Here is a 22,393-nt window from a genome sequence, read left to right as displayed (position 1 = left end):
ACACCACGACCCCACCCGTCGCCATCATCATGGGAAGCCAGTCGGACTGGGAGACGATGAAGAACGCCGCCGATACGCTCGACGCGCTCGACATTCCCTATGAGGCACGCATCGTTTCGGCCCATCGCACGCCCGATCGGCTGGTCAGCTTCGCCAAGGGCGCCCGCGACGAGGGCTTCAAGATCATCATCGCCGGTGCCGGAGGTGCTGCGCACCTGCCCGGCATGTGTGCCTCGATGACGCCGCTGCCGGTCTTCGGCGTCCCCGTGCAGTCGAAGGCGCTTTCCGGCCAGGACAGCCTGCTGTCGATTGTCCAGATGCCGGCCGGCATCCCGGTCGGAACGCTGGCGATCGGCCGTGCCGGTGCCGTCAACGCAGCCCTCCTTGCCGCAGCCGTCCTTGCGCTTGGCGACGAGGACCTCGCCGACCGGCTCGACCACTGGCGCGAACAGCAGACCATTGCCGTTGCCGAGTATCCGGTGGACGAGGCATGACCACCATCGGCATTATCGGCGGCGGCCAGCTCGGCCGCATGCTGGCGATGGCAGCCGCCCGACTGAACTTCCGCACGGTCATCCTCGAGCCGCAGGTCGACTGTCCGGCTGCCCAGGTCGCAAACGACCAGATCGTCGCTGCCTATGACGACGAAGCCGCGCTCGGAAAGCTTGCTGAAGTCAGCGACATCATCACCTACGAATTCGAGAACGTTCCGGTCGCGGCTGCCGAGCGACTGGCGGCAAAACGCCCCGTCTTCCCGCCACCGAAAGCGCTGGAAGTCGCGCAGGACCGCCTCACCGAGAAGCGCTTCATCAACGGCTGCGGCATTGCCACGGCGCGCTTCCATGCCGTCGACAGCCAGGCCGACCTTGAAGCGGCCCTTGCGGATTTCGGCGGGACCGGCGTGCTGAAAACCCGTCGCCTCGGCTATGACGGCAAGGGACAGCGCGTCTTCCGCTCGACGGCAGACAGCCCGGCGGGCGCTTTCGCAGCACTCGGCGGCGTACCGCTGATCCTCGAAAGCTTCGTGCCCTTCGAGCGCGAAATCTCGATCATCGCCGCCCGCGCACCCGATGGCGCCGTTGCCTGTTTCGATCCGGCGGAAAACGTGCATCGCAACGGCATCCTCCATACCTCGACGGTCCCGGCAGAGATCGGTGCTGCGACCGGCGCAGCGGCACGGGTTGCAGCCAAGGCGATCCTCGATGCGCTCGGCTATGTCGGCGTCATCGGCGTCGAGTTCTTTGTGCTCGCCGACGGCAGCCTGATCGTCAACGAGATGGCGCCCCGCGTGCACAATTCCGGCCACTGGACGGAAGCTGCCTGCGTCGTCTCGCAGTTCGAGCAGCATATCCGTGCCGTCGCCGGACTGCCGCTCGGCAATCCGCGTCGCCATTCGGACTGCGTCATGCAGAACCTGATCGGCGACGACCTCGACACGGTCCCCACATGGCTTGCCGAGGATGACGTGCTGGTGCACCTCTACGGCAAGACCGAGGCCCGCGCCGGCCGCAAAATGGGCCACGTCACGCGGCTCGTCCGCGGCTGAGGACCATAGAAATGCGGGGCAAGACACCAAAATGGGGCGTCTTGTGGTTGACACACCAGGGGTGACACGGTATTTGCCATCCCACCTTAAAGGAGCGCGCTCACGGGCGCGCTTTTGATTGTTAGAGATACCGGGCGAATTTTCATTCCCCGAAACCTGCGGATCAGGAAAATGAAGATCAAGAATTCGCTCAAGTCGCTCAAGACCCGCCACCGCGAAAACCGTCTGGTTCGTCGCAAGGGCCGCATCTATATCATCAACAAGTCCAACCCGCGCTTCAAGGCTCGTCAGGGCTGAGACCCGACAGGGGACTTGGGGACAGCGCTCAAGCGATGTCCCAGAATTGATTTTGAAGTTATTCCGTGGCGAGCTAACATGCTCGCCATGCGAGTTTTTATACCCTTGATTCTGGCGTGTTCCGCCCTGCTCGCCACCTCCACGGGAGCTGGCAATGTTTCCTTCGCGGCGGAAGCCTCGACCCAACCGGAAGCAACCAGCCTCACCACCCCGAAGCAGCGCCTCGACACCCTGTTCGCCGACCTGAAAAAGGAACGCGACCCCGACAAGGCACGCGAGCTCTCCAACCAGATCCGCATCGAGTGGCAGGATTCCGGCAGCGCCACCGTCAACCTGCTGATGCAATGGGCCGACAAGGCGATCACCGACAACAAGCAGCCGGCCGCTCTCGATATCCTCGACCAGGTTATCGCCCTTGCACCCAATTATGTCGAAGGCTGGAACCGCCGCGCGACACTGCATTACGCGATGGGCAACTACCGGAAATCCATGTCGGACATCAATCGCGTGCTGTCGATCGAGCCCCGCCACTTTGGCGCACTTGCCGGCATGGCGGCAATCCTCGGCGCCTCCGGCAAGGATGAGCTTGCCATGCGTGCCTGGGAACAGTTCCTGGACATTTATCCCGCCGATCGCAAGGCGCAGGAACAACTGGGCGAACTTGCCGAGAAACTCGCCGGCAGCAAGACCTGACAACGCGCGTTCCAGTCGATTGCCAAGCCCGCCAACGCCCATCCCCTCCGACAGGACGTCGCTTCTGAAGATCGCGACAGCCGCGCGCCATTTCATCGAACCGATCTGGATGGAATGGCATCGTCACGCCGGCGCGGACCGCCCCACGATCGCCTCGCAAGGCACCTGCGGCCGCACGAGCCTGTTCCTGCAGCGCGTCTTGAGCACCCAAGGCTTCAGCGCCGACTGGGTCTGCGGAACGCCGCGCAGCGGGCCGTTGGAGCCTGAAATCGGACCGTTCGGCTTCAACTGCGGGAAGAGCTGGCAAAGCCACGCCTGGGTCGAATGCGGCGATTTCATCGTCGACATCACAGCCGATCAATTCGGCGCGCCTCCGGTCCTCGTTGTCGATCGCACGGACAACCGCTACAACAAAGGCAACCGGGATGGGGCGCTGCCAGAGTTCGTGCTGGCCCGCCGGCGCGCCGTGGACGACATCTGGCCGCAATGGCAAAGAATAAGTGCCGGTGGCCCCAAGGGTTCGCTTACGCCTTGAAAGCCGGGCGCCGGAAGACAAATAGAGACTATGTTCCCAGTTGCGCTCCTGTCCCTTGCACTGATACTCGCCGGCGTCGCCTACAGCCTCTGGCACGCGCGTAGCTTCGCCCGGCGCTTTCCCAATGTCGGCGAACTGATCGACATCGGCGGCTACCGCATGAACAGCGTGCACCTGCCCGCCGGCGGACAAGCCGACCTCTTGCCCGTCGTCTTCATCCATGGCGCCAGCGGCAACCTGCTCGACCAGCTGCATGCCTTCGCACCGGCCCTTGACGGCCGCGCCGAGATGCTGTTCGTGGATCGCCCGGGCCACGGCTACTCGGAGCGCGGCGGGCCGGAAAACGACCTGCCGGACGGTCAGGCGGATGCGATCGCAAAGCTGATGGACAAGCGCGGCATCCGTCGCGCCGTGATCGTCGGCCACTCCTTCGGCGGCGCGATTGCAGCGAGCTTCGCCCTCAACCACCCGGACAAAACCGCCGGCCTCGTCCTGCTGGCGCCGGCGACCCATCCCTGGCCCGGCGGTATCGACTGGTATTACCGCCTGACGGCCCTGCCCTTCGTCGGCTGGCTCTTCGCCCACACGCTGGTGACGCCGCTCGGGCAGCGGCGCATCGAGGGCGGCACGCACTCGATCTTTTCGCCCAATCCACGGCCGGCCGACTACATCGACAAGACCGGCCCGCATCTCGTGCTGCGTCCCTCGGCCTTCCTCAGCAATGCCCGCGACATCGCCAACCTGCACGCCTATCTGACCGCGACCGCGCCGCGCTACCGGGAGATCGCCGCACCGACGGTGATCATCACCGGCGACAGCGATGGCATCGTGCTGGCCGATATCCACTCACGCGGGCTGGCGCGCGATATCCCCGGCGCCGAGTTGCTCTGGATCGGCAATCTCGGCCATAAGCCCGACTATGTGGTCACCGATGTCATCGTCGCCGCGGTGGAGAAGCTGGCCGGCAAGCCCGGGGATCTGGATGCGGCAGTAAAGCGCGCCGAAGAAAGACTTGCCGCCGCCAAGGCACCCTGATCGCGCCAGGCCATCCGGTGGGGCCGCACCTCATCTGGCAGCCTTTGTCGGCGCGCCCGTTATCCCGCAGCTGCCATCATCAACAAAACACGAAACCCCAGGAGCGGATCAGCGCTCCTGGGGTTTCGTTGCAGTCCGAAAAAGAGAGCGGGCGTCAGACGCCGCTCATGCCGTCCGAGCCGATATAGGCGATACGCAGCATGTTGGTCGCGCCCGGGGTACCGAGCGGCACGCCGGCCGAAATGATGATGCGTTCACCCGGCTTGCCGAAGCCTTCCGAGGCAACGATGCGGCATGCGCGGTTGACCATGTCGTCGAGGTCTGTCGCATCCTCGGTGACGACGCAATGCAGGCCCCAGACGACCGAAAGGCGGCGCGCCGTCTGCACGATCGGCGACAGCGCGATGATCGGCACCTGCGGCCGCTCGCGGGCGGCGCGCAGACCCGTCGTACCCGACGAGGTGTAGCAGACGATGGCAGAGAGCCGCAGCGTCTCGGCGATCTGGTGGGCCGCAAGCGAAATCGCGTCGGCACCGGTGGCTTCCGGCGGCGTGCGCTGCGCGTAGATGATGCTGGAATAATGCGGGTCGCGCTCGACGTTGCTGGCGATCGACGCCATGGTCGAAACGGCTTCCACCGGATATTCGCCCGAGGCCGATTCTGCCGAAAGCATGACGGCGTCCGCACCTTCGAAGACGGCTGTCGCGACGTCGGAGACTTCGGCGCGCGTCGGGACCGGAGCCGAAATCATCGATTCCAGCATCTGGGTGGCGACCACTACCGGCTTGCCGGCGCGGCGACATGCGCGCGTCAGCTGCTTCTGCAGGCCCGGCACCGATTCCAGCGGCATCTCGACGCCGAGGTCACCGCGGGCAACCATCAGCGCGTCCGAGAGTTCGATGATCTCGTCGATCCGGTCCAATGCCTGTGGCTTCTCGATCTTCGACATGAGGCCGACGCGGCCGCGGGCGATCTTGCGAACTTCGGCCAGGTCTTCCGGGCGCTGCACGAAGGAGAGCGCCACCCAGTCGAATTCACCGGTCGCCAGAACGGCGTCGAGGTCGGCACGGTCCTTGTCGGTCAGCACACCGACGGCAAGCAGCGTGTCGGGCAGGCTGACGCCCTTGCGGTCGGAGATCTTGGTGCCGGCGACAACGGTCGTGACGATGCTCTTACCGTCGGTCTTCTCGGCCTTGAGGTGCAGCTTGCCGTCGTCGATCAGCAGGCGATGGCCGGGCTTGACCGCTTCGAGGATCTCCGGATGGGGCAGATAGACACGGGTGTTGTCGCCAGGCTCGTCCTTGTTGTCGAGCGTGAAGGTCTGGCCGACCTTGAGATCGACCTTGCCTTCGGCGAACTTGCCGACACGCAGCTTCGGTCCCTGCAGGTCGCCGAGAATGCCGATCGGCCGGCCGCAGCGCGCCTCGACCGCGCGGATGCGCTGCACCAGGGTGCGCATCACGTCGTGGCTCGCGTGGCTCATATTGATGCGGAACAGATCGGCCCCGGCCTCGTGCAGCTTCTGGATCATCTGCTCGTCCGAAGACGCCGGTCCGAGCGTTGCGAGGATTTTGACTTTTCTGTTCCGCTTCATCAATTCTGGCTTTCCTGCGTGCCGGACGGATCCGAAAGCTGAACCATCCAGCTTCCCTGCCGCCCCGTGTCGTACTCTTTGAATCCCATGCGCTGGAAGCCGCGGGCGAAGCAGTCCTGCACGCCCGTGATTTTGAATTCGTTCTCGGCAACGCACATGTTGACGTCACCGGTCCAGCGGCCGCCACGGGCCGCATCTTCCGCGTAAAGATAATAATATCGTGACTGAAGCTCGCCCTCGATCAGGGTCGCGCAGGTGTTGGCAGGCACCTGCCACCAGCCTTCCGTCATCCAGCCGTCCTTGGCCCGGTAGCCGATGGCCACACCAACCAGGGTCTGGGTGCCGTTGCACACGCGAAAGTCTGCGCGTGCGTCGCTGGCGAAAAGAAATGAGCTTGATGTTGCCAGGAGAAACAGGAGGATGCCTCCCAGTGTCGTCAGCCCCGGCTTCGCTTTGGAAAAAGGATATCTGGACACGGTTTCCGATGGAACTCCGTTTTGATTTGCGTGGCACTTTCTTGCGACGGGCGGCCCCGAAAGTCAACGCAACTCTAATCGATTACAATCGGTAAATTGCTTTCGGATTTCGATAAACAGTTGCGTTTTTCTTGCGATTGACGCCCTCGCGTGCGATCAGCGAGACGGGGTGCTGAAACGGACTGGAGCGGCATGCAACACTATTCCCCCTATGAGATCATCGAAGCCAAGCCCACAACCGGGCTCGTGCTCCTTGCCGACCACGCCATGAACCGGCTGCCCGCCGAATATGGCAGCCTCGGCCTTCCCGCCACAGCCTTCGAGCGGCACATCGCTTACGACATCGGCGTCGAAGCGCTCGTGCGGCGCCTGTCGGCAATGCTCGATGCGCCCGCCGTTCTCGGCTGCTTCTCGCGCCTGCTGATCGATCCCAATCGCGGTGAGGACGACCCGACGCTGATCATGCGGATTTCCGACGGAGCAATCATTCCGGGAAACCACCCCATCACCGAGCAGGAGTGGGAAAACCGGCTGAACCGGTTCCATCGGCCCTACCATCGCGCCGTCTCCGAGACCATTGGGCGAAGCGCCGCGGCACATGGCGCAGCACCAGTTGTCATCTCCATCCATTCCTTCACGCCGGCCTGGAAGGGGGTTGCCCGCCCCTGGCACGCCGCCGTCCTGTGGGACAGCGATCCCCGTGCCGTGCTGCCGCTGATCGACAAGCTCGAGGCGCCGGGCGATATCGTCGTCGGCAACAATGAACCCTATGACGGAGCGTTGCGTGGCGATACGATGTTCCGGCATTGCATGGTGCCGGGCATTGCGCATGCGCTGATCGAGGTGCGGCAGGACCTGATCGCCGACGCTGAAGGCGTTACCGCCTGGGCCGAGCGACTGGCGCCGATCCTGGCAAGCCTCAATGCCATGCCGGAGCTGCATCGCTATGAGCGCCACGTCTCGCGCACCGGCGCCTATGATGAAAAGGACGAGCGACCATGACCGAACTGACCCCGGAGCAACAGATCGCCTTCGAGTCCGCCGCCTTTCGCCGGCTGGTCAATCATCTGCGCGAGCGCGGCGACGTCCAGAACATCGACCTGATGAACCTCGCCGGCTTCTGCCGCAACTGCCTGTCCAATTGGTATCGCGAAGCCGCCGAACAGGCGGGCGTTCCGCTTGCCAAGGAGGAATCGCGCGAGATCATCTACGGCATGCCCTACGAGGAATGGCGCGAGCGCAACCAGAGGGAAGCATCCGCAGAACAAAAGGCGGCGTTCGAGCTCAACCGGCCCAAAGCTGAGTGAGGAAAGGCGTGTGCGGGTTTCCGCGGCATTCCACTCTAACTCGTAAGCCGCTTGAAAATGATGGCTGGATCGAGCCGACGCAAACCGTCGTGATCAAAGGAATAAGGGTCGTTTCGCCCGCCTCTGCCACGGAAATGACCGCGTTGTTGCGCAATCACCCTTGACCTTGGCGGCCGTTCGCGGCACGTCACGGCACCCAAGAAATTCCATTCCCCCTATCAAGGAGAAGACCATGTCGGATGCTCACGGCGTCGCACGCGATCAGCTTCGTGCTTTCATCGAACGGATTGAACGCCTGGAAGAAGAAAAGAAGACCATCGCCGACGACATCAAGGACGTCTATGGCGAAGCCAAGTCCACAGGTTTCGACGCCAAGATCCTGCGCAAGGTCATTTCGATTCGCAAGCAGGACCACGACGAGCGCATGGAACAGGAAGCGATCCTCGACACCTACCTCCAGGCGCTCGGCATGGTGCCGGCAGCCGACGAGGAATAAGCGAGCCTTTTTGAAGGCCGCCTGTCGGCGGCCTTCGCCTTCCGCACGTGAACGCCGGCAGCAGAGGCTCTCAATGCAGCCGGGAGCCGACATAAGGCGAAGACAGAATGCAGATACGAAAAAGCCCGCCAGGTCGGCGGGCTTTTTCGTGTCTAGGGTTTGGTGGAAGCTCAGTTGGTGCTGAACTTCTTCACTTCCATGAAGTTGACGGCATTGCCGCTGAACCGGGCCGTGTCGACGTTTGGTCCGGCGCTGCTGGAGAAGCCGGCAGCATAGACCGTCGTCGGAGCAGTACGCAGTGACTTGCTGACGAAGCGCGGCGCCTTCACCGGCTTGGAAAGCGTTGCGACGCGGCCGGTCGAAAGCGCCCATTCGGAAATGATCTTCTGGGTCAGCTTCGGCTCGGCGCGCACCGACGAGCGGGTCGCGGCATCGGCGTCGTTCTTCTTCGGTCGACCGCCCTTGGCCGGAGCTTCCGCCTGCGTGTCGAAGGCGCTGTCGAAGATCGCGGCGCGCGCATTTGTACCCGACTGCGGCGCATAGGCTGCCATCTCGATCGGCTGCGGCTGGGCAACCGGCTGACGTTCAGCTGGCGTCGGCTGGGCAAGCGCGACACGGGTCTTGGCTTCGGCCGCCACGTCGCGCGGCGGTTCGGCGGATGCCACGACCGGGCGCTCCGCGAAGGAGGGGATCACGACCTGTGCATCGGCAACGGCGGCAAGCGCCGCGTCACCCGCGGGGCGCACGGCCGGAACCGGCACGAAACCGAGCGCCTGCATGTCCGGTTCGGCATCGGCGGATGCGACGAGCGTGTTCATGTCGCGGCGGTCAAGCATTTGCGGCACAGGAACCTTCATCGAGCCGAGGTCGGCAAACTCGCTCGGCATTTCCGAGGTTGGCGGCAGGGCGGCAGCAAGGGCTTCCTGCGCCGGGTTCTTCTCCGGCGCCACCAGGGCGACGGCTACGCCACCATCGGCAGGCGCTTGCTTGAAGGCAGGCCGCACCGCTGGGACCGGCGCATTGATGTTCTGTTCGGCAGCAACCGTCGGCTCGGCGGCGACAGAACCGGCGACGCCGGGCAGCGCTTCCTGAGCGGCGGGCGCGGCAGCCGTCTGCACCTTGGCAGCAGGAGCTGCGCCACCTTCATCGTCGGCACCAGGGCCGGCTGCGATTGCCGAGGGTTCTTCATCCTCATCACCGCCGCCGCCAAAGAGCATGGCGAACAGGTTGCCGCGGCGCTTGCCGCTCGCCGTATCGCCCGGGCCCGTATCGCCGCCACCAGCGACCTGGATCGCCGACGCGCCGACGCGACGCTTGTAGTCGGCAACCGCCTGGTCATAACCCGGAAGCGGCTTGCCGTCGGACGGCAGATGCATGGTCTTGCCGTCGGGGAAGAGGCGCGCCAATTCGGCACGGCTCATGCGCGGCCAGGCGCGAACGCCACCGACATCCATATGGACGAAAGGCGAGCCGGAAGTCGGATAGTAACCGACGCCGCCCACCTGGAATTTCACGCCGATTTCACGCAGCGTCTTCAGCTTCACATCCGGCAGATAGAAGTCCATCGCCTTGCCGAGCATGTGCTGGCTCTTCTTGGCGACGCCCTTCGAACGCGAACGCAGCATGCCGTTGGTCGCCGGCGAACGATAGGCCGAAACGACGTGGATGTAATCGCGCGATCCGCTCTTCTGGTAGACTTCCCAGACGAGATCGAGCAGGCGCGGGTCCATCTTCGTCGGCTCGTTGCGACGCCAGTCGCGCAGGAAACGGTTGATTTCCTGCAGACCCTTGGCGTCGTAGCGGCCATTGCGCTTGAAGGTGATCTGCGCCTTTTCCTGAGTATGAATGAAATAGAGCTTCAGTGTCCGGGTCTGGCCTGCGGCCTCCACGGGAGGAGCAAAACCAGGCGTAACGAGGGCAGCCGCAAGAGCAACGGATGTCAGAACCTGCGGCACCCGGCGGGTGACCGCCGCGCAGACTCTCGCTAAGGAGCCGAGCGGCTTCTTAAAACCGAACAAATTTGGCATTCAATCCCCGTCCGACGGACAACCGTGCTTCGCTGTCTCAGATGACTGTCAAATAAGGTGACAGCATGGCAAATTTGCCACAGTCGTCACCGCCCCTTATAATATAGTGAATACTTCACTAACAAGGTCTAAACGGCGGTGACTGAATAGCACGGCTAATGAATCGTGAATGCGTCGATTTTATGCCGCCTCTCTCAAAGGGTTATCGGGATCGATGCCATAATCCTTCAGCTTGCGGTAGAGGGTAGACCGGCCGATACCGAGCTTTCGGGCCACCTGACTCATCTGGCCGCGGTAGAATTTCAGCGCAAAACGAATCAATTCCTCCTCGACTTCGGCAAGCTTGCGCACGTCTCCGCCCTCGTCGACGCTGGCGATCGCATTCTCCATGCGCGGGTCGCTGGAGGCTTCAGCCTCCATGGATTTCGCCGCACTCGCGAAGTCTGGATAGCCGCTTGATGCCGTCTCGCCGCCAGCCGGCGCCCGCTCCGGTCCGCCCTCGCCCCAGGAGAAGCCCGAACGATCGGAAACCACGTAGCCGGGTATCTGAGTGGCGATCTGCGGGAAATCCTTCACCGTCAGTTCGTTGCCCTCGGCAAGCACGACGGCGCGGAAGATCGCGTTCTCGAGCTGGCGAATGTTGCCCGGCCAATCATAGGCGGTCAGAAGCGCGAGCGCACCGCTCGATACCGTCAGCGGCTGGTTCAGCCGCTGCTCGGCGGCGAAGCGCTCGACGAAGGAGCGCACCAGCACCGGGATATCTTCCTTGCGTCGGCGAAGCGCCGGAATGGTGATCGGGAAAACATTGAGGCGGTAGTAGAGATCCTCGCGGAACCGCCCTTCGCGCACTTCGTTGATCAGGTCCTTGTTGGTGGCCGAGATCAGCCGCACGTTCACCTTCTGCGGATGGCGCGCGCCGATCGTCTCGACCTCGCCCTGCTGAACCGCGCGCAGCAGCTTCACCTGAACCTCGAGCGGCAAGTCGCCAATCTCGTCGAGGAACAGGGTTCCTCCGTCCGCATCGACGAACTTGCCGGTGTGCTTTTCGGTCGCGCCGGTAAAGGCACCCTTTTCGTGACCGAAGAGAATGCTCTCGACCAGATTGTGCGGGATGGCGCCACAGTTGACGGTGATGAAGGGCTTGCCGACCCTGTCGCTTGCCGACTGGATGGCGCGCGCCACCATTTCCTTGCCGACGCCGGATTCGCCCTCGAGCACGATCGGGATGTTGGACTGCGCGGCGCGGCGCGCAAGGTCGATCACCCGGATCATCGCCGGGCTTGCCGAGACGATATCGTCGAAGCCGACGGCGCCACCGCGCGGACGGCGCGAGGTTTTGACCTTGCCGTCACGGCTTGCCATTTTCAGCGCATTGCTGATGGCCACGGACAGCCGTTCCGGAGAGACCGGCTTGACCAGGAAGTCGAAGGCACCGGCCTGCATCGCGTGCACCACGGTCTCGATGCCGCCCTGTCCGGTCTGGACGATGACCGGCGTATCGACGCCGCGCTCGGCCAGCGCTTCGAGGAAGCCGTGGCCGTTCATTTCCGGCATCAGGAGATCGAGAAGGATGACATTGATCATGCCGCCCTTGCGCTCCAGCAGTTCCAGACCGCTGCGGCCGTTATCGGCGAGATGCGCCACATGACCGAGACGCTCGATCATGTTCGTCAGCAACCGGCGCTGCACCGGATCGTCATCAATGACCAGAATGTGTGATGTCACGGAAGCCTCCTGCTCTGGACACGCGGTACTCTTTGGCCAACCTCATGTGCCAAATCACGTCAGGCATCTGTGCCATAAAGGGCTGAACATCATGTTTTGAGAAATGCTTGCATTTTATCCATTGCCGGCGATAGCAATGGGGCCCATATCGCTGCCTCTTCCTGTCACGAACGAGAGAAATCCGACGATGACCTTCCGCCCCTTCGCCCCCGAGCAATTTGTTGTCCGCGCCGCCGCCGGCCAGAGCCATGGCGCCGCTGCCGACCTCGGTGACCTGCCCTCCTGGCGGCTGGAGGATCTTTATGCCTCCGCTTCCTCGGATGCGTTTCGCAACGATATGAAGAAGGCCGATGCCGACGCGATCGCCTTCGAGACCAAGTGGAAGGGCAAGCTGGCCGAAGCGGCGACGCAGAGCGGCGAAGCCGGCATCGGCGCTGCCGTGCGGGAATTCGAAGCGCTCGAAGACATCATGGGCCGCATCGCGTCGTTTGCGGGCCTCACCTATTTTTCGGACACGTCCAAGCCAGAGAATGGCAAGCTCTACGGCGATGTGCAGTCGAAGCTCACCGACATGTCGGCGCATCTCCTGTTCTTCTCCCTGGAGCTGAACCGGATCGACGACGCGATCCTCGACAAGGCACTCGAAACAGACGCGCTCGCCGCCCATTACAAGCCCTGGCTGACCGACCTGCGCATGGACAAGCCCTATCAGCTCGACGACAAGCTGGAGCAGCTTTTCCTGGAAAAATCGATGACCGGTGCCGCCGCCTTCAACCGGCTGTTCGACGAGACTATGGCAAGCCTCACCTTCACTGTCGACGGTGAAGCGCTGCCGCTCGAGGTCACCCTCAACCTGCTGCAGGACCCGTCGAGCGACGTTCGCAAGAAGGCAGCGATGGCGCTGGCGGAAACCTTCAAGGCCAATATCCGCACCTTCACTCTGATCACCAACACGCTCGCCAAGGACAAGGAAATCTCCGACCGCTGGCGCGGCTTCAAGGATATTGCCGACAGCCGGCATCTGGCCAACCGCGTCGAGCGCGAGGTCGTCGATGCACTCGCCGAAGCGGTCAAGTCCGCCTATCCGCGCCTGTCGCACCGCTACTATTCGCTGAAGGCAAAGTGGCTCGGCATGGAGCAGATGGATTTCTGGGACCGCAACGCGCCGCTGCCGGAAACGCCGAACGCGCTGATCTCCTGGGACGAGGCCAAGGACACGGTGCTCTCCGCCTATAATGCCTTCGCGCCGGAAATGGCTGATATCGCCCGCCGTTTCTTCGACGAGCGCTGGATCGACGCGCCGGTGCGGCCCGGCAAGGCGCCGGGCGCCTTCGCCCACCCGACGGTGCCGTCGGCTCACCCCTATGTGCTCGTCAACTACATGGGCAAGCCGCGCGACGTGATGACGCTCGCCCACGAGCTCGGCCACGGCGTGCACCAGGTGCTTGCCGGCGGACAGGGCGCGTTGATGGCCTCGACGCCGCTGACGCTCGCCGAAACCGCGTCTGTCTTCGGCGAGATGCTGACCTTCCGCGCGCTTCTCGACCAGACGAAGGACAAGCGCGAGCGCAAGGCCATGCTCTCCCAGAAGGTAGAGGACATGATCAACACGGTCGTGCGCCAGATCGCCTTCTACGAGTTCGAGCGCAAGGTGCACACCGCGCGGAAGGAAGGCGAGCTGACGGCCGACGATATCGGTAAGCTGTGGCTGTCGGTGCAGAACGAGAGCCTTGGCCCGGCCATCCGGATTTCCGAAGGCTACGAGACCTACTGGGCCTATATCCCGCACTTCATCCATTCGCCCTTCTACGTCTATGCCTATGCCTTCGGCGACTGCCTGGTGAACTCGCTCTACGCGGTCTACCAGAACGCCGAACAGGGCTTCCAGGACAAGTACTTCGAGCTTCTGAAGGCCGGCGGCACCAAGCACCATTCCGAACTGCTCGCCCCCTTCGGCCTCGATGCCACCGATCCGTCGTTCTGGGCACAGGGACTGTCGATGATCGAAGGGCTCATCGACGAACTCGAAGCGCTTGATAAGGCCTGATCCGGACAAGGGTCCGGATCGCGGCGCGATCGACAAGACGACTTTATGAACGACACTGCACCCTATGTGCTGTTCCGGGACGACAGCGAAAGCCGCACCACGGTTTTCGCATCGCCTTCGCGCGTCATAACGGCCCGCACGAAGGCCGAATTTGTCCGCGGCCTTGCCGCGCTTGAACGCGCGCACAAATCAGGCAAATGGATTGCCGGCTTCATATCCTATGAGGCCGGCCATCTCTTCGAGGAGAAGCTCGAAGGCTTTGCCGAGGAAAATCGCAAGACGCCGCTGATGTCATTCGGCATCTTCGATGCGCCGAGCGAGGATCATCCCCTCGCCGAGCCGCAGCGGCGAACCGAGAACGAACCCTTCTTGAGCGAACCGCGCGCCAGCTGGGATTTCGATACCTACCGCGAACGTTTCGACCGCCTGCACCTGCATCTGCGAAAGGGCGATTGTTACCAGGCAAACCTGACGATGCCGATCCATGCCCGCTGGTCCGGCGACCCGCGCGCAGCTTTCTGGTCGCTGATCGACCGACAGCCGGTCAAATACGGCGCGCTCGTCGCGCTCGACGGACCAGTGCTCCTGTCGCGTTCGCCGGAGCTTTTCTTCCGTGTCGATGCGGACGGCTGGATCGAGACCCACCCGATGAAGGGCACGGCCAAGCGCGGCGCGTCGGCGCTGGAAGACGCCGAGATCATCGCCGCCATGCGCGCCGACGAAAAGACCCAGGCCGAAAACCGTATGATCGTCGATCTCCTGCGCAATGACATCTCGCGCATCACCGAGGTCGGCACGCTTGATGTCCCCAAGCTCTTCGACATCGAGACTTACCCGACCGTGCACCAGATGGTGAGCCACGTCCGAGCAAAGCTCCTGCCCGAGATCAGCCTCACGGATATTTTCACGGCGCTCTTCCCCTGCGGCTCGATCACCGGGGCGCCGAAGATGCGCGCCATGGAAATCCTGCACGACCTGGAAGACGGTCCCCGCGACGCCTATTGCGGCGCCATCGGTTTCATCGCCCCAAACGGCGTGATGCGCTTCAGCGTCGCGATCCGGACGATATCGCTCTTCGAAAATGGCGATGCCGTCTTTAATGTCGGCGGCGGCATCGTCTTCGACAGCACCGCCCAGTCCGAATACGAAGAGTGCCTCCTGAAGGCCCGCTTTGCCGTTGGCGACGACAGGATCGCGCTCGGCGAAGGCGATGTCGCGCCCGCCGACGACGCGGTCGTCCGATGACGGATTTCTCGCTGATCGAAACCCTGCGCTACGAGCCCGAAGCCGGTTTCATCCGCCTGCGTCTGCACCTCGCCCGGCTGGTCCGGTCCGCCCGCCGTCTCGGCATCACGGGCGCCGATGGCGCGCAGGCCGCGCTGCTTGCAGCGGTCAAGGCCGGCGATGGCGGCGCCGCGCTTCGCGTTCGCCTCGAGCTCTTCCCGGACGGCCATATCGAGGTGAAGACCGCCTCCTTCGCTCCGCTCCCCCAAGATACGGTCTGGCGGGTACGGGTTGCCAGCACCCGGCTCAAGTCGGGCGATCCGCTGCTGCGCTACAAGACCAGTCGCCGCGCCGCCTATGAGGCAGCCCGCGGCGAGTTCGGCCCGAGCGAGGCCGACGAAGTTCTGCTTCTGAACGAGAAGGATGAGGTCTGCGAAGGCACGATCACCTCCGTCTTCCTCGACGACGGCAGCGGCATCCTCAAGACGCCGCCGATCGCCTGCGGCCTGCTTGCCGGCGTGCTGCGTACCGAGCTCATATGCCAGCGCCGCGCGCGAGTTGCGCGGCTTTCGCTTAACGACCTCGCCCGCGGCGACGTTTATTTCGGCAACTCGCTACGGGGCCTGATCCGGGTGAACCTCCTGGTCTGAGCCGGGAAGCGTGTGGCGCCTGACCTGGTCCCGTCCATCGCGCTTGGCGAGATAGAGCGCCTGATCGGCGCGTGCATAGAGGTCGCTGACCGTGTCCCCGTCGCGATACTCCGCAACCCCGACCGAACAGGTGTAGAAGAACTCCGGGATGTTCTCGAGCGGTCGGGAATTGCGCACCCGTTCGAGCAGACGATCGAGAATGCGGTGGCCCTCGCTGATGGTGGTATCAGGCAGGATGAGCATGAATTCCTCGCCGCCAATCCGGCCGAAGCAGTCCGAACGGCGCACGAACTCCTGCATCTGGCGCGCAAAGTCGAGTAAAACCTCGTCGCCGCGCTGGTGACCGTGGCGGTCATTGATCGCCTTGAAGTAATCGATATCGATGATCGCGACACAGCCCCACATATGCGGGTTCTCGGCGCAGTTGGCGATGAACTCGGTGAGACGCCCCATCGTGTAGCGGCGGTTGGGCACGCTCGTCAGCTCGTCGACCTGGGCGGCCCGAAGCGCAAAGTCGCGGTCCTGGCGCAGTTCCCGTTCTTCCGCATGGATCGTCGTCACGTCGACGGCGATGCACAGCATGCAGCCATCCGCATCCACCGTCTCCGTCATCCACAGCCAGCGACCGTCGTGCAGGTCCGTTTCCATGGCGCGGAACGGCACCTTGCCGCGCCGGTGCAATGTCGAGGCGATCCAGGCATCGATATCTTCCGACTTCAGGATGGTGCCCTGTCCGGCGGCATGGTTCCGACGCATGATCTCTTCCCAGGTCGGGCTCTCGTCCGGACCGACATGGTAGGCCGCGCGAAACGCCGGATTGGCGAAGCGCAGTCGATCGTGCTGATCATAAAGTGCGATCAGCACGGGTGTTTTACTCTGTAGGGCCGCAAGAGCCTTGAGATGACTACCGGTCACGGTCTGTCACGCCTCCGGGAACTAATCAATTATGGCGCGAAGCGGATGCTTCTACCGTAGCTATAGCACGAACCGCTTGTGACAAGCGTTTCACCGTGCGAAACGATAGGGAATATGGTTAAATCGCAACCTCGACCGGTCGCTCCGCATGAAGCATACACCTTACGACGGTTCTTCAAAACCTTTCACCATCGGCCTTGCCCAGCTCGACCCCGATCGCTGGATTGAGCCGGACGACCAGCTGCAGCACTATCTCTCCGAAAAGAAGCTGCTGCTTGCGCAAGCGCGCGGTACCGTGTTTGCCGCAGCCGACGGTACGCAGGACGCCCAGCGCGAACTGCTGGGCATTCTGGTCGACTACCTGCCGGCCGCCTACCCAGAGATCTACCGCCGCGACGGCGACAGCATGATCGTCGGCGGCGAGCCCGTGCCACTCGACGGCGATGATCCACTGGCCGTTTCGGGATCGCTTGTCCAGGACGATCTCGCCATCATGCAGAAGACCGGAGACGGCTGGCGTCTCAACGCCGCCTATGTCGCCTTTCCCTCGTCCTGGTCGCTCGCCGAAAAATACGGCCGCACCATGAACGAGATCCATGGCCCCGTCCCGGGTTTCGAGCATGGCACCCGCAATGCCGAACTGATTGCCCGCATGTTCGACAACCTGCCGCCGGGTCGCTTCGTCGAGCGCTTCAACTGGGCGGTCAATGTCGACGGCGCGCTGCACCTGCCGAAATCGAAATCCGAAGGCATCGCCGCCGGTGCGATCGAGATGACCGAGGAGCGGACCTTCATCCGCATCGAACGGCAGACGCTGCGCAAGCTGCCTGAGACCGGTGCGCTCGTCTTCACTATCCGCATCTATTCGGACCCGCTGACGATGCTGCGCAAGCGACCGGATGCCGCGGCGCTGGCCGCGTCCTTCGTCGAGCAGCTGCGCGCCCTGACCTTGCCGCAGGCCGCCTACAAGGGGCTTGTCAGCAAGCGGGACGGGCTGATTGAAGCACTGCTCACGATCGCCGGTTAAGCACAGACGCAAATAGCGGTTGACCCGCCGGCTCTTTATTGTGACAGCAATCTATGCTCTACAGCGCCGCGTGCCCCACGGGCATCGCGGCCGTCGGCACATTCATACGAGCCAGAACAGCGGCCACAGCCGCTTCCTCATGCTTAGTCACCCACCGCCACAGGGAAAGTTTTCTCAGGAGTAAGACAAAAATGGCAGATACCACCTATCCGGTTTATGGCGAGATCACCGGTCCGATCGTGATGATCGGTTTCGGTTCGATCGGTCGCGGCACCTTGCCGCTGATCGAGCGCCACTTCAAATACGACAAGAACCGGTTGATCGTGGTCGAGCCCCGTGAGGATGCTGCCGACAACGAGATCTTCGAACGCCATGGCGTTCGTCACGTTCGCGCGCATGTGACCAAGGACAACTACAAGGAACTGCTGAAGCCGCTTCTGACCGAAGGCGAAGGCCAGGGCTTCTGCGTCAACCTGTCGGTCGACACCGGCTCGCTTGACCTGATGAAGATGTGCCGCAAGCTCGACGTGCTCTACGTCGACACGGTCGTCGAGCCGTGGCTCGGCTTCTACTTCGACGCCGAAATGGACAATTCCGAGCGCACCAACTATGCGCTGCGCGAAACCGTGCGCAAGGAAAAGGAAAAGAACCCGGGCGGCACGACCGCGGTTTCCACCTGCGGCGCCAACCCCGGCATGGTCTCCTGGTTCGTCAAGCAGGGCCTCCTCAACCTCGCCAACGACCTTGGCGTGAAGTTCGAAGAGCCGCATCAGGACGACCGCGAAGGCTGGGCCAAGCTGATGAAGAAGGTCGGCGTCAAGGGCGTGCACATCGCCGAGCGCGACACCCAGCGCACCAAGAACCCGAAGCCGTTCAACACCTTCTGGAACACCTGGTCGGTCGAAGGCTTCATCTCGGAAGGCCTGCAGCCGGCCGAACTCGGCTGGGGCACCCATGAAAACTGGATGCCGAAGAACGCCAAGAAGCACAAGAAGGGTTGCAAGGCAGCGATCTATCTGGAGCAGCCGGGCGCCAACACCCGCGTGCGCAGCTGGTGCCCGACCCCCGGCCCGCAGTATGGCTTCCTCGTGACCCACAACGAGGCGATCTCGATCGCCGACTTCTTCACGGTTCGCGACAAGGAAGGCGAAGTCACCTATCGCCCGACCTGCCACTACGCCTACCATCCGGCCAACGACGCCGTTCTGTCGCTGCACGAAATGTTCGGCAACGGCGGCAATGCCCAGCCGGTGCACCACGTCCTTGACGAAAAGGAACTGGTCGACGGCGTCGACGAACTCGGCGTGCTGCTCTACGGCCACGACAAGAACGCCTACTGGTTCGGCTCGCGCCTGTCGCTCGAAGAAACCCGCCGCATCGCGCCTTACCAGAACGCGACCGGTCTGCAGGTCACTTCGGCCGTTCTCGCCGGCATGGTCTGGGCTCTCGAGAACCCGAAGGCCGGCATCGTCGAAGCCGACGAGATGGACTACAAGCGTTGCCTCGAAGTCCAACTGCCCTACCTCGGCCCGGTCGAAGGTCACTACACCGACTGGACCCCGCTCGACGGTCGCCCGGGCCTGTTCCCGGAAGACATCGACACCAAGGATCCGTGGCAGTTCAAGAACATCCTCGTTCGCTAAGCTGCTGAGACGTAAGCGCATCCGGCCCGGGACACGAACGTGCCCCGGGCCTTTTCATCTCTGGCGGAAAAGCCCGAGGCCGCGGCCTGCCGCTCTTGCTTTCAACTCATGATCGCGGCATGGTCTGCCGGAATGAAACAATCCGCTCGACCCAAACGCGGGGGAAATCGCCTATGAAGCCATTCGCCGTTCTGACCCTAATCGCAACCGCGGCCGCGCTTGCCTCCTGCCAGTCGTCGCCACGGATCATCGATGAGGGTGGGCAGCCGGCACGCCAGGCTTCGGGCGTCGAGGGCTCCTGGGTAGACCCGAACGGTATCGTCTCGACATTTGCCGGCGGTACCTTCTCCACGCGCACGACCGACACCAACCAGCTGCTCGCCTCGGGCAACTACGTCAAGACGAGCCCGACGCTTGTCGAGATCAATATGACCTCGCTGGTGCGCAACACCCAGTCGAAGGTCGCTTGCGCTCTGGTCACGCAGAACCAGCTCAACTGCACCACCGACGCCGGGGCACAGTTCTCGCTCGCGCGTCGCGGCTAAAGCAGAAAACACGAAATTGCAAAGGCCTCCGTCCGGAGGCTTTTTTCGTTTGCGGGCCACGACTTAACCTTAACGGTAAACCCGACAACCAGGGCATGGTTTTAGCGCTTGAAGTCGCCTTCAAGTGATGAAAACATCCGGCCCGGCAAAGCCACCCCGACCGTGGGGACCGGATCCGTTTCGGCGGACCGGATGCGGTCGGGCGACAACCGGCAAAACAGGAGAACATCATGATCAGACACGTGCGGACCGGCCTGATGACCGCGTCCATTCTTGCCCTCTCCTCGGGCGCAGCCTTCGCCGATTATGAATTGAACATCCTGCATATCAACGACCTCCATTCCCGCATCGAATCGATCAACAAGTTCGATTCCACCTGCTCGGCGGAAGAGGAGGGCAAGAACGAGTGCTTCGGCGGCGTCGCGCGCCTCAAGGCCTTGATCGACCAGAAGCGCCAGGACCTCTCGGGCAGGAACGTGCTGCTGCTCAACGCCGGCGACAACTTCCAGGGTTCGCTGTTCTTCACCACCTACAAGGGCCTGGCGGAAGCCGAGTTCCTCAACCTGATGAAGTTCGACGCGATGACCGTCGGCAACCATGAGTTCGACGAGAGCGAGGACGGCCTTGCCGGCTTCCTCGACAAGATCGCCTTCCCGGTCGTCACCGCCAACGTGCTGCCGAGCCAGAAGTCGAAGATCGGCGACCGCATCAAGCCGTCGATCGTGCTCGACGTCGGTGGCCAGAAGGTCGGCATCGTCGGCGCGGTTGCCAACGACACGCCGGAACTCTCTTCCCCCGGGCCGGACATCCTGATCGGCGACGACGTCGCCACCACCACGGCAGCCGTCGAGGAGCTGAAGAAGCAGGGCGTCGACAAGATCATAGCGCTCACCCATGTCGGCTATCCGCGCGACCTCGCGGCCATCGCCAAGATCCCGGATATCGACGTCGTCGTCGGTGGCCACTCGCACAGCCTGCTGTCCAACACCGATGCGAAGGCTGAAGGCCCTTACCCGACGATGGTCGACAACCCAGGCGGCTACAAGGTTCCGGTCGTCCAGGCCGGCTCCTACACCAAATATCTCGGCGATCTCGTCGTTACCTTTGACGACAAGGGCGTGGTCAAGGCCGCCAAGGGCGACCCGATCCTGGTCGACAGCTCGGTCAAGCCGGATGAGGCTGTGCTCGCCCGCGTCGCCGAACTCGGCAAGCCGATCGAAGAGCTGCGCTCGAAGATCATCGCCAAGACCGAGGCGCCGATCGACGGCTCGCGCGAGAATTGCCGCACCAAAGAGTGCGAAATGGGCAGCCTGCTCACCGACGCCATGCTCGACCGCGTCAAGGGCCAGGGTGTGACCATCGCCATCACCAACGGCGGCGGCCTGCGCGCCTCCATCGATGCCGGCGACGTTTCGATGGGCGAAGCCATTACGGTCCTTCCGTTCCAGAACACGGTTGCGACCTTCCAGATGAAGGGCGACGGCATTCGTGAAGCCCTGGAAAACGGTCTCAGCAAGCTTGAGGAAGGCGGCGGCCGTTTCCCGCAGGTGGCCGGCATGAAGTTCTCCTTCGACAAGTCGAAGCCGGTCGGCAGCCGCGTCGTCTCGGTCGAGGTGAAGGAAGGCGAGGCCTACGTCCCGCTCGATCCGGCCAAGACCTATTCGCTCGTCACCAACAACTACATGCGCAATGGCGGCGACGGCTACGACGTCTTCAAGGAGAAGGGTGAAAACGCCTACGACTACGGTCCGGGCCTCGAAACCGTGCTTGCCGACTACCTTGCCGCCCACCAGCCGTTCAAGCCCTATACCGACGGCCGCATCACCGAGGTCGCTTCGGCGGCCGGTGCGGCAGCGGCCGAGCCGGCGGCGGACGCAAAGCCTGCTGCCGACGCCACGGCAGCCCAGCCGGCGGCAACGGCCGGCGGCACGGCGGCAGCGAGCGGCCCGCAGAAGCACGTGATCACCAAGGGCGACACGCTCTGGGATCTCGCCAAGGCCTTCTACGGCGAAGGCGCGCTCTGGAAGAAGATCTCCGACGCCAACGGCAAGCCGGCGCCGCGCCACCTGCATGTCGGCAAGGAACTGGAGATTCCGGCAAAGTAAGACAATTTGCCTCTACTTTCAGAGCCGGCGCGGCTTCCCCGCGCCGGCTTTTCTTTTTAGAAGGACTGGAAACCGAAGGAACGAAAGCGGCGTCCCGATACGGGGACCCGACGAGGATGAAGATGACCGATCAGCTTGCCGTGACCACCCCTGCCAGCCACCCGTCCGTCAAATCCGGAAAGGTCGGTATCCTGCTGGTCAATCTCGGCACGCCTGATGGCACCGACTACACCTCGATGCGCCGCTACCTGAAGGAGTTTCTGACCGACCGCCGGGTGATCGAGTGGTCGCGACTGTTCTGGTACCCGATCCTGTTCGGCATCGTGCTCAACACCCGCCCCGGCAAGGTCGGCAAGGCCTATGAGACGATCTGGAACAAGGACTTGAACGAAAGCTACCTCCGGACCTACACCCGCAACCAGTCCGAACTGATGGCGAAGTCCTTCGCCGACCAGCCTAACGTCATCGTCGACTGGGGCATGCGCTACGGCCAGCCGTCGATCGCC

At 63.2% G+C, this 22,393-nt stretch carries 21 protein-coding genes and 1 pseudogene; 17 read left to right on the top strand and 5 right to left on the bottom strand.

Translation table 11 applies throughout. The features are described from left to right. The first annotated feature begins 29 nt into the window (after positions 1-29). The 6 genes from purE to IB272_RS23615 all read left to right on the top strand — a co-directional run bounded on the left by purE (position 30) and on the right by IB272_RS23615 (position 4,106). On the top strand, positions 30-494 hold the full coding sequence (gene purE, locus IB272_RS23640; RefSeq protein ID WP_060581211.1) for a 5-(carboxyamino)imidazole ribonucleotide mutase: 465 nt from the start codon (positions 30-32) through the stop codon (positions 492-494). Beyond that, positions 491-1,546 (top strand): 5-(carboxyamino)imidazole ribonucleotide synthase, encoded by a 1,056-nt coding sequence (locus IB272_RS23635; RefSeq protein ID WP_060581099.1) that lies wholly within the window; start codon positions 491-493, stop codon positions 1,544-1,546. Before purE ends, IB272_RS23635 begins: the two co-directional genes overlap by 4 nt. 171 nt (positions 1,547-1,717) lie before the next feature. After that, positions 1,718-1,843: a type B 50S ribosomal protein L36 gene (gene ykgO / locus IB272_RS23630; RefSeq protein WP_034806120.1), complete on the top strand. Its 126-nt coding sequence runs from the start codon at positions 1,718-1,720 to the stop codon at positions 1,841-1,843. Between the two features lie 78 nt (positions 1,844-1,921). Beyond that, positions 1,922-2,536, top strand: a complete 615-nt coding sequence (locus tag IB272_RS23625) for a hypothetical protein (protein ID WP_034806119.1) — start codon at positions 1,922-1,924, stop codon at positions 2,534-2,536. Between the two features lie 109 nt (positions 2,537-2,645). Beyond that, positions 2,646-3,071 (top strand): lasso peptide biosynthesis protein, encoded by a 426-nt coding sequence (locus IB272_RS23620; protein ID WP_162728845.1) that lies wholly within the window; start codon positions 2,646-2,648, stop codon positions 3,069-3,071. A gap of 30 nt (positions 3,072-3,101) precedes the next feature. Beyond that, on the top strand, positions 3,102-4,106 hold the full coding sequence (locus IB272_RS23615; RefSeq protein ID WP_060581097.1) for an alpha/beta hydrolase: 1,005 nt from the start codon (positions 3,102-3,104) through the stop codon (positions 4,104-4,106). Between the two features lie 154 nt (positions 4,107-4,260). Here IB272_RS23615 and pyk read toward each other — a convergent pair whose 3' ends face one another. Both pyk and IB272_RS23605 read right to left on the bottom strand, forming a co-directional pair. Continuing rightward, complete coding sequence (gene pyk / locus IB272_RS23610; RefSeq protein ID WP_060518631.1) at positions 4,261-5,700, bottom strand: pyruvate kinase; 1,440 nt, start codon at positions 5,698-5,700, stop codon at positions 4,261-4,263. Then, positions 5,700-6,071, bottom strand: a pseudogene (locus IB272_RS23605) (DUF1036 domain-containing protein); the annotation flags it as partial. The gene pyk and the pseudogene IB272_RS23605, both read right to left, overlap by 1 nt. 297 nt (positions 6,072-6,368) lie before the next feature. Between IB272_RS23605 and IB272_RS23600 the strand changes: the two are divergent. The 3 genes from IB272_RS23600 (at position 6,369) to IB272_RS23590 (ending at position 7,979) form a co-directional block, all read left to right on the top strand. Next, entirely contained in the window at positions 6,369-7,178 is an 810-nt protein-coding gene (locus IB272_RS23600) for an N-formylglutamate amidohydrolase (protein WP_060581096.1), read from the top strand. After that, a complete protein-coding gene (locus IB272_RS23595; RefSeq protein ID WP_060581095.1) occupies positions 7,175-7,483 on the top strand; it encodes a DUF1244 domain-containing protein in 309 nt (102 codons plus the stop codon). Before IB272_RS23600 ends, IB272_RS23595 begins: the two co-directional genes overlap by 4 nt. A gap of 232 nt (positions 7,484-7,715) precedes the next feature. Beyond that, entirely contained in the window at positions 7,716-7,979 is a 264-nt protein-coding gene (locus IB272_RS23590; protein WP_034806111.1) for a DUF2312 domain-containing protein, read from the top strand. Between the two features lie 170 nt (positions 7,980-8,149). On the opposite strand, the gene IB272_RS23585 is transcribed toward IB272_RS23590, so the two are convergent. Continuing rightward, complete coding sequence (locus tag IB272_RS23585; protein WP_034806108.1) at positions 8,150-10,006, bottom strand: DUF882 domain-containing protein; 1,857 nt, start codon at positions 10,004-10,006, stop codon at positions 8,150-8,152. A gap of 180 nt (positions 10,007-10,186) precedes the next feature. After that, positions 10,187-11,731, bottom strand: a complete 1,545-nt coding sequence (locus IB272_RS23580) for a sigma-54 dependent transcriptional regulator (protein ID WP_060581094.1) — start codon at positions 11,729-11,731, stop codon at positions 10,187-10,189. Positions 11,732-11,918: 187 nt separating this feature from the next. On the opposite strand from IB272_RS23580, the gene IB272_RS23575 reads away from it, so the two are divergent. Genes IB272_RS23575 through IB272_RS23565 form a run of 3 tightly spaced genes read left to right on the top strand, consistent with a single transcriptional unit; the run spans position 11,919 to position 15,652 of the window. Beyond that, the gene (locus IB272_RS23575; RefSeq protein WP_060581210.1) at positions 11,919-13,778 is read left to right on the top strand and encodes a M3 family oligoendopeptidase; all 1,860 of its coding nucleotides are present in this window, start codon (positions 11,919-11,921) and stop codon (positions 13,776-13,778) included. Positions 13,779-13,823: 45 nt separating this feature from the next. Continuing rightward, entirely contained in the window at positions 13,824-15,023 is a 1,200-nt protein-coding gene (locus IB272_RS23570) for an aminodeoxychorismate synthase component I (protein ID WP_060581093.1), read from the top strand. After that, positions 15,020-15,652: an aminotransferase class IV family protein gene (locus IB272_RS23565; protein WP_060581092.1), complete on the top strand. Its 633-nt coding sequence runs from the start codon at positions 15,020-15,022 to the stop codon at positions 15,650-15,652. Before IB272_RS23570 ends, IB272_RS23565 begins: the two co-directional genes overlap by 4 nt. Here IB272_RS23565 and IB272_RS23560 read toward each other — a convergent pair. Next, the gene (locus tag IB272_RS23560; RefSeq protein ID WP_034806098.1) at positions 15,617-16,567 is read right to left on the bottom strand and encodes a sensor domain-containing diguanylate cyclase; all 951 of its coding nucleotides are present in this window, start codon (positions 16,565-16,567) and stop codon (positions 15,617-15,619) included. The genes IB272_RS23565 and IB272_RS23560 overlap by 36 nt on opposite strands. Positions 16,568-16,715: 148 nt before the next feature. Here IB272_RS23560 and IB272_RS23555 point away from each other — a divergent pair, with 148 nt between their 5' ends. The 5 genes from IB272_RS23555 to IB272_RS23535 all read left to right on the top strand — a co-directional run. Beyond that, positions 16,716-17,594, top strand: coding sequence for a DUF3445 domain-containing protein (locus tag IB272_RS23555; protein WP_060581091.1), 879 nt, complete (start codon positions 16,716-16,718; stop codon positions 17,592-17,594). A gap of 191 nt (positions 17,595-17,785) precedes the next feature. Continuing rightward, positions 17,786-19,237: a homospermidine synthase gene (locus IB272_RS23550; protein ID WP_034806092.1), complete on the top strand. Its 1,452-nt coding sequence runs from the start codon at positions 17,786-17,788 to the stop codon at positions 19,235-19,237. Between the two features lie 173 nt (positions 19,238-19,410). Then, positions 19,411-19,782 (top strand): outer membrane lipoprotein Omp10, encoded by a 372-nt coding sequence (gene omp10 / locus IB272_RS23545; RefSeq protein ID WP_034806089.1) that lies wholly within the window; start codon positions 19,411-19,413, stop codon positions 19,780-19,782. A 230-nt stretch (positions 19,783-20,012) separates the two neighbouring features. Continuing rightward, the gene (locus IB272_RS23540) at positions 20,013-21,887 is read left to right on the top strand and encodes a bifunctional UDP-sugar hydrolase/5'-nucleotidase (protein ID WP_060581090.1); all 1,875 of its coding nucleotides are present in this window, start codon (positions 20,013-20,015) and stop codon (positions 21,885-21,887) included. A 122-nt stretch (positions 21,888-22,009) separates the two neighbouring features. Next, the coding region (locus tag IB272_RS23535) for a ferrochelatase (RefSeq protein ID WP_192445193.1) at positions 22,010-22,393 on the top strand (384 nt) is incomplete at its 3' end.

Source organism: Ensifer sp. ENS08 (assembly GCF_014852195.1).
GTDB lineage: Bacteria > Pseudomonadota > Alphaproteobacteria > Rhizobiales > Rhizobiaceae > Ensifer > Ensifer adhaerens.
Note: the sequence above shows the minus strand (reverse complement) of the source record. Positions and strands in the feature narration are given on the sequence as shown.